The organism is Faecalibacterium sp. Marseille-Q0746, assembly GCF_017377595.1.
GTDB lineage: Bacteria > Bacillota > Clostridia > Oscillospirales > Ruminococcaceae > Faecalibacterium > Faecalibacterium duncaniae.
Genome location: NZ_JAFREI010000008.1, coordinates 97972 through 114790, shown reverse-complemented (window position 1 = coordinate 114790; position 16819 = coordinate 97972). Strand labels below are relative to the sequence as shown.

Annotated in this window: 15 protein-coding genes and 3 tRNA genes; 12 read left to right on the top strand and 6 right to left on the bottom strand. The window is 58.8% G+C overall.

The genetic code is table 11. The features are described 5' to 3' along the window. Nucleotides 1–349 precede the first annotated feature (349 nt). From J3351_RS06600 to J3351_RS06585, 4 genes are all read left to right on the top strand, one after another. Complete coding sequence (locus J3351_RS06600) at nucleotides 350–775, top strand: sigma-70 region 4 domain-containing protein (RefSeq protein WP_227622937.1); 426 nt, start codon at nucleotides 350–352, stop codon at nucleotides 773–775. Next, nucleotides 768–1010 carry a helix-turn-helix domain-containing protein gene (locus tag J3351_RS06595; protein WP_113992623.1) on the top strand — a complete coding sequence of 81 codons (243 nt, stop codon included), beginning with the start codon at nucleotides 768–770 and terminating at the stop codon, nucleotides 1008–1010. Before J3351_RS06600 ends, J3351_RS06595 begins: the two co-directional genes overlap by 8 nt. 374 nt (nucleotides 1011–1384) lie before the next feature. Next, complete coding sequence (locus J3351_RS06590) at nucleotides 1385–1570, top strand: hypothetical protein (RefSeq protein WP_113992624.1); 186 nt, start codon at nucleotides 1385–1387, stop codon at nucleotides 1568–1570. 98 nt (nucleotides 1571–1668) lie between these two features. Next, a complete protein-coding gene (locus tag J3351_RS06585; RefSeq protein ID WP_119194707.1) occupies nucleotides 1669–3378 on the top strand; it encodes a recombinase family protein in 1710 nt (569 codons plus the stop codon). 48 nt (nucleotides 3379–3426) lie between these two features. On the opposite strand, the gene J3351_RS06580 is transcribed toward J3351_RS06585, so the two are convergent. The 5 genes from J3351_RS06580 to J3351_RS06560 all read right to left on the bottom strand — a co-directional run bounded on the left by J3351_RS06580 (nucleotide 3427) and on the right by J3351_RS06560 (nucleotide 5127). Next, a tRNA-Leu gene (locus tag J3351_RS06580) sits at nucleotides 3427–3513 on the bottom strand. Nucleotides 3514–3714: 201 nt separating this feature from the next. Beyond that, nucleotides 3715–3788 (bottom strand) — tRNA-His (locus tag J3351_RS06575). A 9-nt stretch (nucleotides 3789–3797) separates the two neighbouring features. Continuing rightward, nucleotides 3798–3871 (bottom strand) — tRNA-Arg (locus J3351_RS06570). A gap of 143 nt (nucleotides 3872–4014) precedes the next feature. Then, on the bottom strand, nucleotides 4015–4551 hold the full coding sequence (locus J3351_RS06565; RefSeq protein WP_207697374.1) for a phosphatase PAP2 family protein: 537 nt from the start codon (nucleotides 4549–4551) through the stop codon (nucleotides 4015–4017). Nucleotides 4552–4563: 12 nt separating this feature from the next. Further along, the gene (locus tag J3351_RS06560) at nucleotides 4564–5127 is read right to left on the bottom strand and encodes a DUF1643 domain-containing protein (RefSeq protein WP_005935043.1); all 564 of its coding nucleotides are present in this window, start codon (nucleotides 5125–5127) and stop codon (nucleotides 4564–4566) included. A gap of 190 nt (nucleotides 5128–5317) precedes the next feature. Between J3351_RS06560 and J3351_RS06555 the strand changes: the two genes are divergently transcribed. From J3351_RS06555 to J3351_RS06545, 3 genes are read left to right on the top strand one after another with little or no spacing between them, the layout of a single operon-like run. Continuing rightward, nucleotides 5318–7243, top strand: coding sequence for a BMP family ABC transporter substrate-binding protein (locus J3351_RS06555; protein ID WP_242699330.1), 1926 nt, complete (start codon nucleotides 5318–5320; stop codon nucleotides 7241–7243). 30 nt (nucleotides 7244–7273) lie between these two features. Further along, on the top strand, nucleotides 7274–7936 hold the full coding sequence (locus tag J3351_RS06550) for a metallophosphoesterase (RefSeq protein ID WP_156066481.1): 663 nt from the start codon (nucleotides 7274–7276) through the stop codon (nucleotides 7934–7936). Between the two features lie 17 nt (nucleotides 7937–7953). Beyond that, nucleotides 7954–9450, top strand: a complete 1497-nt coding sequence (locus J3351_RS06545; RefSeq protein WP_207697373.1) for a carboxypeptidase M32 — start codon at nucleotides 7954–7956, stop codon at nucleotides 9448–9450. A gap of 194 nt (nucleotides 9451–9644) precedes the next feature. On the opposite strand, the gene hisS is transcribed toward J3351_RS06545, so the two are convergent. Then, nucleotides 9645–10886 (bottom strand): histidine--tRNA ligase, encoded by a 1242-nt coding sequence (hisS, locus tag J3351_RS06540; RefSeq protein WP_097773364.1) that lies wholly within the window; start codon nucleotides 10884–10886, stop codon nucleotides 9645–9647. 258 nt (nucleotides 10887–11144) lie between these two features. Here hisS and J3351_RS06535 point away from each other — a divergent pair, with 258 nt between their 5' ends. The 5 genes from J3351_RS06535 (at nucleotide 11145) to J3351_RS06515 (ending at nucleotide 16766) form a co-directional block, all read left to right on the top strand. Then, nucleotides 11145–12368, top strand: coding sequence for an MFS transporter (locus tag J3351_RS06535; RefSeq protein ID WP_207697372.1), 1224 nt, complete (start codon nucleotides 11145–11147; stop codon nucleotides 12366–12368). Nucleotides 12369–12644: 276 nt separating this feature from the next. Beyond that, complete coding sequence (locus J3351_RS06530) at nucleotides 12645–13346, top strand: iron-sulfur cluster assembly scaffold protein (RefSeq protein WP_035394767.1); 702 nt, start codon at nucleotides 12645–12647, stop codon at nucleotides 13344–13346. A gap of 17 nt (nucleotides 13347–13363) precedes the next feature. Then, entirely contained in the window at nucleotides 13364–14362 is a 999-nt protein-coding gene (locus J3351_RS06525; RefSeq protein ID WP_097778332.1) for a GGGtGRT protein, read from the top strand. Nucleotides 14363–14487: 125 nt separating this feature from the next. Beyond that, nucleotides 14488–16407 carry a flavocytochrome c gene (locus tag J3351_RS06520; RefSeq protein ID WP_207697371.1) on the top strand — a complete coding sequence of 640 codons (1920 nt, stop codon included), beginning with the start codon at nucleotides 14488–14490 and terminating at the stop codon, nucleotides 16405–16407. Beyond that, nucleotides 16404–16766, top strand: a complete 363-nt coding sequence (locus J3351_RS06515) for a NusG domain II-containing protein (protein WP_207684207.1) — start codon at nucleotides 16404–16406, stop codon at nucleotides 16764–16766. The genes J3351_RS06520 and J3351_RS06515 overlap by 4 nt, the downstream gene beginning before the upstream one ends. The last annotated feature ends 53 nt before the right edge of the window (nucleotides 16767–16819 follow it).

Sequence of the window (16819 nt, the reverse complement as noted above, 5' to 3'; positions counted from 1 at the left end):
ATGATCTGCACCAGTTAAAAAAAGCGTAGCCCCTCCATCGGACTATTCCGGCTATGAGTATGAACACAGAAATCATGTAAATAGATTTTATAATTCTTCTGCGCCTGTCTGCGTTTTGCAGACAGGCGCTTTTTGTCGTTATCGGGGATGTTTCTACTGTCCCCGCGCTCCGCCCTTTGCCTGATCCGGCCACCCACCCGATCAGGACGAAAGGAGCGCACAAATGAGCGACAGAAAAAATAATTTTGATTTTTCCCGGCAGAGCTGGCCAAAACAGCCTTCCGCAGAACGAGTAGTGAGCGAAAGGGGAAGAAAAGAACTGCCTCCCGGCACGAAGGGAGGTGAGAACATGAAACCTGATCGCCACGCCGAACACAAGCAGCACGCCTTTGACAGCTTTTGCAAAAAGGTCTTGAAGTGCGAGGCCTGCAATGGCTATCGAGAGATCAGCCGCAGGAAGAAGCACAGCATCCCTTTCAGCGAACTGCCGGAGGACGCAATGGAGCAGCTTGCGGCCTATGACCGTTATCCCTGGGAGTACAACACCTTCATTCTTGGCGGTGATGTGATCCTGATCGAAAACGATCTGCTGGCCGATGCGCTGAACGCCTTGCCTCAGGACAACCGGGATATCCTTCTGATGTACTGGTTCCTGGAAATGGCGGACCGTGAGATCGCGGAGCGTATGAACCTGGCCCGCAGGACGATCAACAACCGCAGGCTGAAATCCTATCGGCTGCTGAAAGAGCTGATGGGAGGTGATACGGATGCGTGACACCGCAGCTTCCCGGAATAATCTTCTTCCTTATCCGGTCATTACCGCCGCTGTCCAGGGCGACCCTGACGCGGTAAACCGTGTGATCGGCCACTACTCCGGCTACATAGCGGCGCTTTCCACAAGGACAAGCTATGATCCTCAGGGCTGTCCTCATTCTCAGGTGGACGATGATCTGCGCCGCAGACTGGAAACGAAGCTGATTATTGCGATTCTGGATTTTGACCTGACCTGATTCAGATGACCGCCGTGCGTTCCCCTTTCCGCATGGTGTGTTCCGCACCTTGACAAAGAAAGCCCGTTGGGAGGCCAGCGCCGCAGTATAAGGCAAACGGATACATTCCTGTTTGTGCCGAGCCATATGGTCGGTGCGCCATGACCTCCATGCGGAGAGAGCGAGAAACACCAGACCGCAAAGCAAGCGTGGCAGCTTGCGGGCGATGACACACGGGCAGGGTCAAAGATACTCGCGCATTGAACGCCCAAAAAGCATTGTGCGCCGCACCCATCAGCATGGGCCGGGGTTAGACTCCCGTGGAGCTGTGCCAGCAGCCGTCCGTTTTGCCTCTTTCATTGCTATCTTTATGCTTTATGAAAGGGGATTTTATCATGCAAGATAAAGCTACAAATCCCGGCAAGACCAGCAGACCAGAGAAAAATCCTCTGGATGCAAAAACGACCTATCACATTGGCAATCGGTCGTTCGTTGTTGAGCCGGTTTTCAAAGAAGAAAGCCCGGATACCCTGGGTAGCGTTCTCCTTCGCCTGATGAAGTCCGAGAGTGAAAAGCTGTAAATAGCTTTCAAACCCGGCTGACAGAGGCAGCAAATGGCGGTATAATGTGTTCGTACAAGTATATTTGCTATTCGACTGCCTTGACGGAAGGAGGACTTATGAAACAGTCGAATAACAAAAAATCCCGTGACGTGACCGCCTTTCTCTATGAAAGGCTTTCCCGTGACGATAATCTTGAAGGCGAAAGCTACAGCATCGGCAATCAAAAGAAACTGCTTGCCAAAGTCGCAAAGGAAAAGGGTTACACAAATCTGGTTCATTTTCTGGATGACGGCATTTCCGGCGTGACGATGGATCGCCCTGGTTTTGTAGAAATGATCTGCCAGTTGGAACAGGGAAAAGCCGCCGCCGTCTTTGTCAAAGACCTTTCCCGCCTGGGGCGAAACTACATTGAGGTCGGACGGCTGACGGAAGAATTTTTCCCGAACCATGATATCCGCTTGGTGGCCGTTTCGGATAACATCGACACGGCAGAGGGCGAAAATGAGCTTGCCCCGATCCGCAACCTGTTCAACGAGTGGTATGCCCGCGATATCAGCAAAAAGCGGCGCATCAGCAATAAGATCAAGGGCAATGCCGGTGAGCCGATGGGCCAGCCTCCCTATGGTTACATCAAGGACCCGAATGATCCGAAGCATTGGATCGTGGATGACGAGGCAGCCCAGGTTGTGCGCCGCGTTTACAGCATGACTTTGGAGGGGTTCGGAACAGAGCAGATTGCCGCCCAGCTTGAAAAGGACGATGTCCTGACCCCGCGGGCCTACTGGCTCACGAAGGGCATCAAACGCCCCGGCAAGGGCAAACAGCAGCCGCCTACCAAGTGGAACAGCTCCACAATAACCAAAATTCTCTCCCTGCAGGAATACTGTGGTGACATTCTCAATTTCAAAACTTATTCCAAATCCTACAAGAATAAGAAGCGAATCGACAATGACCGTGAGAATTGGGTGGTGTTCCAGGACGTCCATGAGGCGATCATCGAGCGTGCTGTGTATGAGCAGGTGCAGCAGAAGCGGGGCAAAATCCGTAAGCGCCGCACCAACAATGGAGAACACAATATGTTTTCCGGCCTGCTGGTCTGCGCTGATTGCGGCAGCAACCTTCACTTTCATTTCAATCAGGGCAATCCGGAGATCAAGTATTTCAACTGCTCCAACTACAAGGGCAACCGCGGCACCTGTACTTCTACCCATTATGTCCGTGTGGACTTCCTGGAGGAAGTGGTGCTGGGAGAGATACGGCGCTTAACGAAATTCGCCAGCCTCTATGAGGATGAGTTTGTAAAAGCGGTGATCGGACATTCTCAGCAGGCGGAACAGACAGACCGCAAGCTGAAGGAAAAAGAGCTGAAAACGCTCCTTGCCCGTGACGAAGAATTGGACGGTCTCTTTGAGCGCATCTATGAGGACAATGTTTCCGGCAAGCTCTCCGATGACCGCTTCGCAAAAATGTCCCGGCGGTATGAGGACGAGCAAAAGGAGCTGTCGGAGAAAATAAAAAAGCTCCGCTCCGAGATAGAGAAGCAGAGCAGCCGTTCCATGACAACGGATATGTTTATCGGTCTTGTTCGCAAGTACACCAGAGCGAGGAAACTGACGCCCCGGATGCTGAACGAACTGGTTGAGAAGATCGAAGTGTTTAATGCTGAGAAGATCGACGGCGTTTGGGAGCAGCGGCTTCGCATCCACTATAACTGCGTCGGAACGATCGAGATCCCAACGGTACTGCCCCTGCCGATCCCGGAAGTGTCCGTAAATACAAGAAAAGGCGTAGTCGTCAACTACGCCCCCTGTGAACTCGCTGTATAAAAAGCGAGTGTTCTTACAGCTTTTCAAATGCTGTAAGAACACTCGCCATGGTGCGGATAAGAGGACTTGAACCTCCACCGAGTTACCCCGATTAGAACCTGAATCTAACGCGTCTGCCAATTCCGCCATATCCGCATATTCTGTTTTGTTCACAGGCCGTTCGGCTCGGAACGTTAGTTATTATACCATGGAATCCGGAATTGTCAAGCGCAATTTCAAAAAAAGTTGTACTTTTCGGCAGAAAGCGGAAAAACAACGGAAATACGTGTTAAAATGGGCTGGAAAAGCAAAAAATCAGACCGGAAACCTTTCGGCTTCCGGTCTGATTCCTAGCAGGGTGCCTTGTGGGACTCGAACCCACGGTCTCCAGATCCACAATCTGGCGCGTTAACCGACTACGCTAAAGGCACCACATAATATGCGCCCGAAGGGACTCGAACCCCCGGCCCACTGCTTAGAAGGCAGTTGCTCTATCCACCTGAGCTACGGGCGCACGTTGTTATCCCATGGGGTACTTATCTGGCGGCAGTGTGCGTTCGGCACACGCTGCGAGAAGTATAATACCATACGCATAGGCTTCTGTCAAGCGGAATTTCAAATTTTTTTGGATTTTCCGGCGCAGGGGGCATTTTGAGGTCACAGCAGGTACATTCCGGCGGCCCCAAGGGCAAAGCCCAGCAGAGCACCGGCGGCCACATCCCGGACAAAGTGCACCCCGGCAAGCACCCGCAGGGCGCAGATGAGCAGGGCCACCACCACCATGCAGGCCCCGGCGGCGGGGTAGAAGTAGCACCACACGGCGGCCAGCACGGCGGCGCTCAGGGCGTGGCGGGAGGGGAAGGACTTGCCGTGGGTCTCCTTGGGCACCAGCGGAGTGAAGCCGGGCTGCTCATACGGGCGGGGAAAGTTCAGCCTGGCCCGCAGGAGCGTGCCGCCCAGAAAGACGAAGGCCGGCACAAAGACTGCCCGGGCGATGAGCTGCATAAAATCCAGAGCGGCGGCGCGGTTTGCGGAGAGCAGCCGGAACCACCGGACATTCAGCAGCACCAGCAGCAAAGGGTAGCAGGCAAAGGGCACGGCAGGCAGCCAGCGGTTCAGGGCGATCACCAGCTTTTTCAGGGCGGGGCGGGCCTCCAGCCAGCGCAGCAGGGCCTGGTAGCGTTCCGGGGTCATGGTATCCCTCCCTCAAAAACAGGTGTCCAGATAGTTTTCAACATCAAACGGCTCGGGTGTGGAATCTTTGCGCAGGTAGAGCGGGTGATGGGGATGGCCCTTTTTGCTCCGCTTGCCAAAGGTGACCCACGGGATGTCCCGCTCTCTTGTCAGGGCCACCATCTCCCGCATCAGGCCGGGCAGGTAGTCCCGCTTTTCGATCAGGGTGCCCCATGCGGCCCACATGGTGGGCTCGGTCTCGGCCAGAACGGCCCGCAGCCAGCGCAGGTTCTCGTCGCAGAGGGCGCGGTCCGGCACCCGGTCCATGTCGTTGGGGTCGGTGGCGCGCTGGGGATATACGTTGAACATGATCCAGCTGTCAAAGCCGTTGGCGTTGGCCAGCCGCTCCACACTCTTTAAGGTGGGGTCCAGCGCGCCGGGCTGGGCGGTGCTGGGGTTGATGCCGATGCACACCAGCGGGTGCCTGCCCACCCGGCCCAGCACATAGCGGTAGGGCAGGTAGGTGTGGGGCTCGTAGTACCAGATGCCGCCGGGGTATTCCCCCGCTTCCAGGCGGGGCAGCTGTTCAGTCTGCATGAAAATGTACCTCACAAATATGGTTTCCTATTTATCGTACCTGAAAAAATTCTGTAAATCAACACCTTTGGCGGAGAAAGTCTCCCATAAATCCGAATTTCATGTTATACTGTTCTTGGACCTGTGCCGCATACACGGCGGCGCGGGCCGGGAAAGGAAAACAGGAGCCATTGAAGAAGGGAGTTCTGCTATGGCCATGATAGAAGATTATAGAAGCGCCCTGCGCGCGGGCCAGCGTGCCTACCGCGCCTGCGTGGCGCGCGGCCAGTCGCCGTACCTTGCGGTGCTGGATGATATCCTGAACGGGGTGAACATCGTTGCCCAGGAACCGCTGGGGCTGGTGGATATCCCCGCCGAGAGCATTGTGGGCACCAAGACCAGCGGGCGGCACACAGCCTTTGCGGCCAACTTTATGCCCCTGCTGGAAGAGGACACCGAGTTTGCCATCAAGTGGTCGAATCTCTGCGAGGCCCATCTGGAGGAGGGCATCCACACCCCCATCATTGCCTACGAATACCTGAACAAGTTCTATGTGCAGGAGGGCAACAAGCGGGTGTCTGTCCTCAAATACTACGAGGCGGTCACCATTCCGGGCACGGTCACCCGGCTTGTTCCGGCCCGGAACGACACGCTGGAAAACAAGATCTACTACGAGTTTCTCGATTTTTATAAGTTGAGCAAGATCAACAATGTCCAGTTCTCCCGGCTGGGCGGCTATGCAAAGCTGCAGACACTGGTCTGCAAGGCCGCCAGCGAGGTATGGTCGGATGACGACCGGCTGAACTTCTCGGCCCTGTATACCATGTTCAGCCAGCAGTTCTATGCGCTGGGCGGCTCTGCCCTGAGGCTGACCCCGGGCGACGCGCTGCTGGTGTACCTCTCGGTCTACCGGTATTCGGATGCCTGCCAGTCCACCCCCAGCCAGGTGCGGGAAAACCTGGCCAAACTGTGGGATGAGATCAAGATCCTGACGGAGCCCCACGCCGTGGAGCTTTCGCTGGAGCCAAAGCCCGGCAGTGAGCCGCTGCTGAACAAGCTGAACATCTTCAGCAAGCCCAGCCAGCTCAAGGTGGTGTTCCTGCACGAGTACAATGCTAAAAATAGCGCCTGGGTGCGGGGCCACGAAAAGGGGATCGAGGCCCTGAAAAAAGCATTCCCGGACCGGCTCGTCATCACCAACCGGGAAAATGTCTCCCCCGAGGTGGACGCGGAGCAGATCATGGAAGAGGTGGCCCACGACAACGCGGACGTGGTGTTCACCACCAGTATCCGGATGCGGCCCGCCTGCCTCAAGGTAGCGGCCCAGCACCCCAAGACCCGGTTCCTGAACTGCTGCCTGAACGCGCCCCATCCGCTGGTGCGCACCTATTACCCTCGCACCTATGAGGCCAACTACCTGCTGGGAATGCTGGCGGGTATCCTGAATCTGACCGACCGGGTGGGCTATGTGGCGGCCAACCCCGTTTACGGTGTGCCTGCGGCCGTCAATGCCTTTGCCCGGGGCCTGCGCACCGTGCGGCCCAACAGCCATATCCTGCTGCGCTGGGCCTGCCTGCAGGAGCCGGGAAAACCGCTGGATTTCTCCGACTGCCCGGATATCGAGCTGTTCTACGCCTGCAGCCCCTTTGAGCCCACCGGCAGCGCCAGGGAATACGGCCTGTGCCGCCGGATGCCGGATGGCAGCATCCAGCCGGTGGCGCTGCCGGTCTGGAAGTGGGAAGTGTTCTATATCGGCATCATCCGCTCTATCTTCGAGGGCACCTGGGACAGCGGTTCCAGCGGCAAGGCCATCAACTACTGGTGGGGCTTCCACAGTGACGCGGAGCGGCTGGATTACTACGAGACCCTGCCCAAGGGCACGCAGCAGCTGCTCGATCTGCTGGAAAAGAACCTTGCGGCCAACGAGTTCCCCATCTTCCCTGCGGGCATCTTTGCGCAGGGGCATATCCCCAAGGCACCCACTGCAGACACCTACACCCCCAAGGAACTGATGGAGATGGACTGGCTGGGCGAGTGCGTGGAGGGCAGCCTGCCCCGGTACGATCAGCTGGATGTCAGAACGCTGGGCCTGCTGGAGATCAACGGCCTGAGCAGCCTGAAAGAGACGACGCTGTAAAAAAGCTCAACAGAACGGAGTGTTGCGGACGTGAAGATACTTGCAATTTCCGATACCCCCTCCAAGGCGCTGTGGGACTATTGCTCCCGGGAACGCTTGGCCGGGGTCGATCTGATCCTCTCCTGCGGGGATCTGCCAAAAAAATACCTCGAATATATAACAAATTTTACAGCGGCCCCCATTTTGTATGTCCACGGCAACCACGATGGCTGCTACCGCACGGAGGGCGAGCCGGGTGGCTGCATCTGTGTGGACGATCAGGTGTATGTCTGGAAAGGGCTGCGCATCATGGGGCTGGGCGGCAGCATCCGCTACAACTGCGAGGAGACCTTCCAGTACACGGAGCAGGAAATGCGCCGCCGGATGCGGCGGCTCTGGTTCAAGGCCCACCGGGCGGGCGGCATCGACCTGCTGCTGACCCATTCCCCGGCGGCCGGCCTGAACGATGGCGACGACCGGGCCCATAAGGGCTTTGCCTGCTTCAACGACCTGCTGGAGGAGTACCAGCCCAAGTGGTTCGTGCACGGGCATGTCCACCTGAGCTATAATGCCAACCTGCCCCGGGTGTGCACCCACGGCCAGACCACGGTCATCAATGCAACGGAGCGCTATACGTTTGAGATCCCGGACCCGGACCCGGTGGCCCGGAAGCGCTTTTTCTGGAATGACCCGGCATTTCCCACCAAAAACTGAAAAAGGAGAAACACCCAATGGAACAAAATGAGAAGCTGCGGGCGCTGGAGACCCTGCAGAAGAAGCTGTACGCCTACAACTGCGCCTCCAACAGCCTGTATCTGGACGCTGTGACCGTGGCCCCCAAGAACACGGCCGAGGGCCGGGGTGTGGCTCTGAGCATTCTGGCCGGTGAACTGCAGAAGCTGATGACCGCCCCCGAGACCCTTGCACTGGTGGAGGAGCTCTATGCCCGGCGGGAGACGCTGGACACCCTCCACCGCCGCGAGGTGGAGGAGCTGCGCCGCAGCTGCCGGCAGCTCACCCGCATCCCCGCCGAGGAGTATATGGCATACAGCGAGCTGACCAACCGCGCCAGTGATGTCTGGCACAAGGCAAAGGAAGAAAACGACTTTGCCTCCTTCTGCCCCATCCTGCAGGAGCTGGTAGAGTATAACCGGAAGTTCGCGGGCTATTACGATGCGGAAAAAGCGCCCTACGATGCCCTGCTGAACGAGTATGAGCGGGGCGTGGACACCCAACAGCTGGACGTGTTCTTTGACACCCTGCGCAAGGGTCTGGTGCCCCTCATCCGGGCCATCGGCGAGAAGCCCCAGATCGATGACAGCTTCCTGCATCTGGAATATCCGGTCGAGCAGCAGAAGGCGTTTGCGGACTATCTCATGGAGGTCATGGGTCTGGACCGGGGCCACTGCGGCCTGGGTGAGACCGAACACCCCTTTACGCTGGAGTTCAACAACAAGGATGTCCGCATCACCACCAACTACGACCTGCACAACGTGGCCTCCTCGATGTACTCCGTTCTCCACGAGGGCGGCCATGCCCTGTATGAGCTGGGCATCCGGGATGACCTGCAGTACACCTGCCTGACCGGCGGTGTGTCCATGGGCGTGCACGAGAGCCAGTCCCGCTTCTACGAGAACCTCATCGGCCGTTCCCGCGCCTTTATCGGGGCTATCTATCCCAAGGTGCAGGAATTCTTCCCCGCACAGCTGGGAAATGTGACTGCGGAGCAGTTCTACCGCGCCGTGAACAAGGTGGAGCCCAGCCTCATCCGCACCGAGTCCGATGAGCTGACCTACTGCCTGCACGTTATGGTGCGGTACGAGATCGAGAAGCAGCTCATTGCGGGCACCCTGACGGCAAAGGAGGTCCCTGCCGCGTGGGCAGAGCTGTACAAGGAGTATCTGGGCGTGGAGGTTCCCAATGACCGCGAGGGCTGCCTGCAGGACAGCCACTGGTCGGGCGGCTCCTTCGGCTACTTCCCGTCTTACGCTCTGGGCAATGCCTACGGTGCCCAGATGCTCCACAATATGGAGCAGGAATTCGATGTGTACGGCGGCGTGGCCCACGGGAATCTCTCCGCCGTCACCGGCTGGCTGCGGGAAAAGGTGCACCAGTACGGCCACCTGCTGGAGCCTGCTGAAGTCGTCAGAAACGCCTGCGGCACCTTTGATGCACACTACTATCTGGATTATCTGACCAAAAAGTATACGGAACTGTACAACTTGTAATTTGATTGTACAAAACAAAGCCCTCCCGGCCAAATCGGCTGAGAGGGCTTTGTTATATATGCTGTTGCAAAGGGCGGCGGGAAGCTTTCCCGCGCAAGTGAAACGGGCCATTCCATCGCCCGCCCTATTGCCTGCGGCAACAGGGTCCCACCCCAGCGGACACTTGCTTTGGGAAACTTCCCGCCGCCTGCCCATTACTGCTGTGCGAAGATCTTTACCTCATCCTTGTCCATAAAGGCGGCACCGGCGAAACCGGAAGCCTCCAGCTGGCCCAGCTGCTTGCCCAGCTTCTTGGCCTGAGGCAGAACGGTGACGTTGTAGGTGTCGCGCAGCTGTGCGGCTTTGGCCAGCACGGCGGGGAAGTCCACGTCGCTGTTGTAGAGCAGGGCAATCTTCTGCTTGGCACCGGGAATCTGATAACCCTGCTCCAGCAGGATGCCGCAGACGCGCTCGAAGCCGATGGAGAAGCCCACAGCGGGCACCTTGGTGCCCAGGAACTTACCGATCATGTTGTCGTAGCGGCCGCCGCCAGCCACTGCACCGCTGAACTGCGGGCAGGTGATCTCAAACACCATGCCGGTGTAGTAGCCCTGGCCGCGCACCAGGCTGGGGCAGTAGGCCACATCGAAGCGGCCGTTGGCCATAGCCTTTGCGGTGGCCAGCACATACTTCAGGTCATCGGCAATGGCGGGGTCGGCACAGCGGGAAGCTACGGACTCCAGTGTCACATCACCGGCGGCAATGAAATCGGCCAGCGCGTTGATGGCAGCTTCGGGCAGCTGCTTTTCGGTCAGCTCGGCCTTCACGCCCTCGGCACCGATCTTATCCATCTTGTCAAAGGTGATGCAGACAGAGTCCAGTGTGTCGGCGGCAAAGCCCATGCTCTCCAGCATTCCGCGCAGGATGCGGCGGTCATTGATGTTCACGGTGAAGCCGGTAAAGCCGATGCCCAGCAGGGCACGGGCGGTCACATCGATCAGCTCTACCTCGGCATTGGGGCTCTCATCGCCCAGAATGTCGATGTCGCACTGGACAAACTCGCGCAGGCGGCCCTTCTGGGGGCGCTCGGCGCGGAACACGCGGTCGGTCTGGATGACCTTGAAGGGGTGGGGGAGCTTGTCCTTGTTGGCAGCGTAGAAACGGCTCAGGGGCAGGGTCAGATCATAGCGCAGGCCCATGTCGGAGAGCTGCTTGGGGTCGCCAGAGCCCAGGGCGCTGGTCAGCTTGTCTCCGCGCTTCATCACCTTGAAGATCAGGTTCAGGTTGTCGCCGCCATCGGATTTGTCCAGGTTCTCCATATCCTCCAGCATGGGGGTGGAGATGCGCTCAAAGCCGGAAGCACGGTAGGTCTCCAAGATCTTGCCCTGGATGTAGTCGCGCAGGGTCTGCTCAGCGGGCAGCAGATCGCGCATACCCTTCAATGCCTGTGATTTCATAGTTGGTTCCTCTCTATCAAGTGCTCGCCCTCTCAGGCCGCTCCGCGTCCAGCTCTCCCAAAGGGAGAGCCCTTGGCAAAACCGTAAACTTTGTGTGGACTGCCAAAGCCTCCCACTTTGGGGGAGGTGGCATCGCGCAGCGATGACGGAGAGGGCGAGGCCGTGTTTAGTTGTTACTTTATCCATTATAAAGGAATCTGCCGTTTTGTCAATTGAAATGGGTACACTGTAAGGGAAAAACCATTCGGAGGGCAGGCAATGAAACAGCAATTTGCAGCAAAACACCCGTGGACCATCCTGGCGGCGGGGGCGGCCATTCAGATCCTGACGGGCCTGCCTGCGGCGTGGGGCGTGTTCCAGCAGCCGGTGATGGACGAGTTCAGCCTGACCGAGGACGGCGCGGGCTATGCGTTCGGCATCCTGATCGCAGCGTTCGGGGTGGGCTGCGTCATCGGCGGTTTTTTGCAGGATAAAAAAGGCCCGCGCTGTGCGGCGCTGTGGGGCACCGGCCTGCTCTGCGGCGGGTTCTTTGCGGCGGCCCTCCTGCCCGGGGAGAAGGGGGGATGGTTTTGGGCAGTGTTCAGCATTCCGGCGGGGCTGGGCACGGCGTTTCTCTACCCGTCCATCCAGTCCTGCGCCCAGAAATGGTACGCCGGGCGCAAGGGCCTTGCCACGGGGGTCATTGGCGGCGCGGTGGGCCTGAGCGGTGCGTTCCTGACCGGATTCGTCCGCACGGCGCTGAAGGGCTTTGGCCCGGTGCAGGGGATCCGGGGGGCGTTCTGGGCGCTGGGGGCACTCACGCTGCCGGTCTGCCTTGTGGGCAGTGCCCTGCTCACCGACCCGCCCCCGGCAAAGCAGAAGCCCGAGGAGCAGGGCAGGGAAAAGGGCACCCCGGCCCTCGACCTTGCCCCGCTGCAGATGCTCAGAACAAAGCAATACTGGCTCTGCGCCGGAGCGGTCTGCTTTTCCACCCCGGCGGTGCTGCTGTTCAGCCCCATCATCTTAAAGCTGGGCATGGAGCGGGGCCTGGACGAGGGCGCTGCCCTGTGGAGTGTGGTGCTGGGCAGCGTGGGCAGCGCGGCGGGCCGCTTGCTGATGCCCCTGCTCAGCGACCGGATCGGCCGCCGCCCCACTGACCTGATCCTGTTCGGCGTATCGCTGGGGCTTTCAGCGGCCTTCCTGTTCGCACAGGGGTGGCTCGTTGTGGCTGTGTACGCAGGGCTCACCTTCTGCTATTCGGCGCTGGCGGCGGTGCTGCCTTCTCTCTCCACCGACCTGTTCGGCCTGCCCCATGCCGGGGTGAACTACGGCTTTCTGGCGCTGGGACAGAGCGTGGGCAGCCTTGCCTTCCCCTTTGCGGCGAACCTGTGGGGTCTTGCCACCGGGCGGCACTGGCTGGCCATGGCAGGCGCGGCGGCGGGCTTTGTGTGCATCTGGGCGCTCCGGCCTGTCAGGGCCCAACAGCCGCCCAGAAAAAACTGAACCGGACAGCGCAAGATATTCCTTTTGACAAATATGATAGAAATGTGACGAACTGGGCAGCGAAAGCGGTGAAAGTGCTAGTTAGTAGCAAATAACCGTTAAAAATGCTTGTGAAAAAATCCGCAAAACGTCTTGCAAATTCCGCCAAGGTTCTCTATAATAAAATCATGCGTGGTAGTACCGGCGTGGCGCGGAAGAGAGCGGTGCAGCCGGTCAATGCAAACGGCAGGACACCCCCTGCCAATGGCATCAATTTGTCAAAAGGAGAGTATGATTATGACCTATTCGCAGCAAGTACAGAATATGTGCCCGATCACCAAAGGTCCTAAGCATGGTCCGGCTCCCATCCCCGAAGAGGGCGCATGGGTCAAGGCCTATGAGATCAAGGACATCAGCGGCTACACCCATGGTGTGGGCTGGTGTGCACCCCAGCAGGGCACCTGCAAGCTGTCTCTGAACATCAAGAACGGTGTCATCGAGGAGGCTCTGGTGGAGACCATCGGCTGCTCCGGCATGACCCATTCCGCTGCTATGGCTGGCGAGATCCTGCCCGGCAAGACCATTCTGGAAGCTCTGAACACCGACCTGGTGTGCGATGCCATCAACGTGGCAATGCGTGAGCTGTTCCTGCAGATCGTCTACGGCCGCAGCCAGACCGCTTTCTCTGAGGACGGTCTGCCCATCGGCGCAGGTCTGGATGACCTGGGCAAGGGCCTGCGCTCCATGACCGGCACCATCTTCTCCACCAAGGCCAAGGGTGTCCGTTACCTGGAGCTGACCGAGGGCTACATCAACAAGCTGGCTCTGGATGCCAACGATGAGGTCATCGGCTATCAGTTCGTCAAGCTGGGCAAGATGATGGAGGATATCCGTCACGGCAAGACCCCCAACGAGGCTTACGAGAAGAACGTGGGTACTTACGGCCGCTTCAGCAAGGAGCAGGGCGCTGTCAAGTACATTGACCCGCGTGAGGAATAAGAGAGGAGGAACAACTCATGGCAACTTTTGAATCTATGGATCGCCGTATGCCGAAAATCGAGGCATGCCTGAAGGCCAACGGCCTGGAGTCTCTGGACGCTTGCAACGAGATGCTCCTCGCTAAGGGCATCGACTGCGACAAGATCGTGCGCGGCGTGCAGCCCATCTGCTTTGATAACGCTGTCTGGGCATACACCCTGGGCACCGCCATCGCCGTCAAGCGCGGCCTGACCGACGCTGCCGAGTGCGCTGCTGCCATCGGCGAAGGTCTGGAAGCATTCACCATCCCCGGCTCTGTTGCTGAGCAGCGTCAGGTCGGTCTGGGCCACGGCAACCTGGGCGCTCGTCTGCTGAGCGAGGACACCACCTGCTTCGCTTTCCTGGCAGGCCACGAGTCCTTTGCTGCTGCTGAGGGCGCTATCGGTATCGCACGCACCGCAAACAAGGTCCGCAAGACCCCCCTGCGTGTTATCCTGAACGGCCTGGGCAAGGATGCAGCTTACATCATTTCCCGTATCAACGGCTTCACCTATGTGCAGACCGAGTACGATATCCCCACCCAGACCCTGAAGGTCGTCAAGGAGATCCCCTTCTCCGAGGGTGAGCGCGCTGCTGTCAAGTGCTACGGCGCAAACGACGTTATGGAAGGCGTTGCCATTATGAAGAAGGAGGACGTTCAGTGCTCCATCACCGGCAACTCCACCAACCCCGTCCGCTTCCAGCACCTGGTCGCCGGTACCTACAAGAAGTGGGCCATCGAGAACGGCAAGAAGTACTTCTCCGTCGCTTCCGGCGGCGGCACGGGCCGTACCCTGCACCCCGATAACGTGGCTGCAGGCCCCGCAAGCTATGGCCTGACCGACTCTCTGGGCCGCGTCCATGGTGATGCTCAGTTCGCAGGTTCCTCCTCCGTGCCCGCACACGTTGAGATGATGGGCCTGATCGGCATGGGCAACAACCCCATGGTCGGCGCTACCGTTGCCTGCGCTGTTGCTGCTGCACAGGCCAACGCCTGATCTTTTCCTAGTTCGGCAAAGGGGGCTGCCTTCCGAATGGGCAGCCCCCTTTTTATGCTGAGATATGTTCGCGCAGGCTAACTGCCTGCAACGTTGCTTCAACTAAGAAGGAAAAAGAAGAAACCATGAAAAACACGAAGATGAAACAGAGCATTGCAGCGCTGGCCATGGCCGCTGTCGTTGCAGTGAGCCTGCTGGGCTACGGCTGCGGCAGCAAGCCCGCCTCCACCACCGGCGCGGGTGCTACCGGCGATTTTACCGGCACTGCCAAGGGCTTTGGCGGCGATGTTACCGTTACCCTGACCCTGACCGACGGCAAGATCACCGGCTGCACCGCTGAGGGTGCCGATGAGACCAAGGGCGTGGGCTCCAAGGCAATCGAGCAGCTGCCCGCTGCCATTGCCGAGAGCGGCAGCATTGCCGTGGACGGCGTGTCTACCGCAACCATCACCTCCAATGCCATCAAGGAGGCAGCCGCTGCTGCCATCACCGCTGCTGGTCTGAAGCCTGAGGATTTCCAGACCGCTGTGGAGAACAACGCTGAGCCTGCTGAGGACTCTACCGTTGATACCGACATCGTCATCGTGGGCGCAGGCGGCGCAGGCATGACCGCTGCCCTGACTGCTACCAGCGAGGGCAAGAGCGTTGTCATCGTGGAGAGCCAGCCCGTGGTGGGCGGCAACTCCGTGCGCGCTACCGGCGGCATGAACGCCGGTAAGACCGTGTATCAGGATGAGAACGAGTTCGCCGAGGGCGCAGGTGTCGAAAAGACCCTGAAGACCGCTGCTGAAAAGTATGCTGACAACGAGACCATCACCGCTCTGGCCAAGACTGTGTCTGAGCAGTGGGCTGCTTATCAGGCTGACCCCAAGGGCTACTTCGACTCTGTGGAGCTGATGGAGCTGGATACCATGATCGGCGGCAAGGGTGTCAATGACCCTGCTCTGGTGGAGACCCTGTGCTCCAACAGCGCTGATGCCATCGACTGGCTGGGTGAGCAGGGCATTACCCTGAACAGCGTCTCCTCTGCAGGCGGCGCATCTGTCAAGCGAATCCACCGCCCTGTGAATGAGGAGGGCAAGGTCGTCTCCGTGGGTGCTTATATGGTGCCCCTGCTGGAGGAGGACTGCCAGAAGGCTGGTGTCCAGATCATGGTGAACACCACCGCCACCGAGATCCTGACCGATGACAACGGCGCTGCTGTTGGCATCAAGGCCACCGGCGCTTCCGGTGAGACCATTACCATCAACGCCAAGGCCGTGATCCTGACCTCCGGCGGTTTCGGCGCAAACATGGATATGGTCGTTGAGTATAAGCCCGAGCTGAAGGGCTTTATGACCACCAACGCCCCTGGCATCCTGGGCCAGGGCATCAAGATGGCACAGGCCATCGGTGCTGACACCGTGGATATGGACCAGATCCAGATCCACCCCACTGTCCAGTACGACAGCGCTTCTCTGATCACCGAGGGTCTGCGCGGCGACGGCGCTGTTCTGATCAATTCCGAGGGCAAGCGCTTCATTGATGAAGTCGGCACCCGTGACGTGGTCTCTGCCGCTGAGATCGCACAGCCCGGCAGCTACAGCTGGCTGATCATTGACCAGAAGATGGTCGATGATTCCAGTGTCATTCAGGGCTACATCAAGAAGGGCTACACCTTCGAGGGCAAGACCTATGAGGAACTGGCTGAGCAGATCGGCGTGGACGGCGCTGCTCTGGCCGAGACCATGAACACCTGGAACGGCTACGTTGAGGCCAAGAATGACCCCGACTTTGGCCGCACCAGCTTTGCAAACAAGCTGGATACCGCTCCCTACTATGCCATCAAGGTCACCGCAGGCGTTCATCACACCATGGGCGGCCTGAAGATCAACACCAACACCGAAGTCCTGAACGAGAACGGCGAGATCATCCCCGGCCTGTTCGCAGCAGGTGAGGTGACCGGTGGTGTCCACGGTGCAAACCGTCTGGGCGGCACTGCTGTCTCTGACTTCGTTGTCTTTGGCCGCATTGCAGGTGCAGCTGCAAGCAAGTACGCTGCATGAAACGCCTGAAAAGCTGGCAGAAAAACCTGATCTTTGCGGCCGTGGTGCTGGCCGCGGCAGCACTCCTGTTCGTGCTGTACCGTGCCAACGCCCCCAAAGCGGAGCCGCTGGTGGCCGTGGTCGATTTCGGCGACGGCATCACCGAAACGATCCCGCTGGACGAGGACCACGATTATCTGTATGATGTGGGCGATTATATCGTGCATCTGCAGGTAAAGGATGGGGCTATCGCCTTTCTCGACAGTCAGTGCCCGGACCATGTGTGCGAGCAATTCGACTGGCTGAGCGAGCAGGATGCCTGGGCCGCCTGTGTCCCCGCCGGGGTCTATGTAACGGTGCAGGCCGCAGAAACAGAATAAAACAAAGAGGCCGCCGTGCAGGAGATGATCCTGCACGGCGGCCTGTTGTATAG

Excerpts from the sequence above, each read along its gene's own strand:
- J3351_RS06600 (WP_227622937.1), top strand. The coding sequence starts at position 350 with ATGAAACCTGATCGCCACGCCGAACACAAGCAGCACGCCTTTGACAGC.
- J3351_RS06595 (WP_113992623.1), top strand. The coding sequence starts at position 768 with ATGCGTGACACCGCAGCTTCCCGGAATAATCTTCTTCCTTATCCGGTC.
- J3351_RS06590 (WP_113992624.1), top strand. The coding sequence starts at position 1,385 with ATGCAAGATAAAGCTACAAATCCCGGCAAGACCAGCAGACCAGAGAAA.
- J3351_RS06585 (WP_119194707.1), top strand. The coding sequence starts at position 1,669 with ATGAAACAGTCGAATAACAAAAAATCCCGTGACGTGACCGCCTTTCTC.
- J3351_RS06565 (WP_207697374.1), bottom strand. The coding sequence starts at position 4,551 with ATGACCCCGGAACGCTACCAGGCCCTGCTGCGCTGGCTGGAGGCCCGC.
- J3351_RS06560 (WP_005935043.1), bottom strand. The coding sequence starts at position 5,127 with ATGCAGACTGAACAGCTGCCCCGCCTGGAAGCGGGGGAATACCCCGGC.
- J3351_RS06555 (WP_242699330.1), top strand. The coding sequence starts at position 5,318 with ATGGCCATGATAGAAGATTATAGAAGCGCCCTGCGCGCGGGCCAGCGT.
- J3351_RS06545 (WP_207697373.1), top strand. The coding sequence starts at position 7,954 with ATGGAACAAAATGAGAAGCTGCGGGCGCTGGAGACCCTGCAGAAGAAG.
- hisS (WP_097773364.1), bottom strand. The coding sequence starts at position 10,886 with ATGAAATCACAGGCATTGAAGGGTATGCGCGATCTGCTGCCCGCTGAG.
- J3351_RS06535 (WP_207697372.1), top strand. The coding sequence starts at position 11,145 with ATGAAACAGCAATTTGCAGCAAAACACCCGTGGACCATCCTGGCGGCG.
- J3351_RS06530 (WP_035394767.1), top strand. The coding sequence starts at position 12,645 with ATGACCTATTCGCAGCAAGTACAGAATATGTGCCCGATCACCAAAGGT.
- J3351_RS06525 (WP_097778332.1), top strand. The coding sequence starts at position 13,364 with ATGGCAACTTTTGAATCTATGGATCGCCGTATGCCGAAAATCGAGGCA.
- J3351_RS06520 (WP_207697371.1), top strand. The coding sequence starts at position 14,488 with ATGAAAAACACGAAGATGAAACAGAGCATTGCAGCGCTGGCCATGGCC.
- J3351_RS06515 (WP_207684207.1), top strand. The coding sequence starts at position 16,404 with ATGAAACGCCTGAAAAGCTGGCAGAAAAACCTGATCTTTGCGGCCGTG.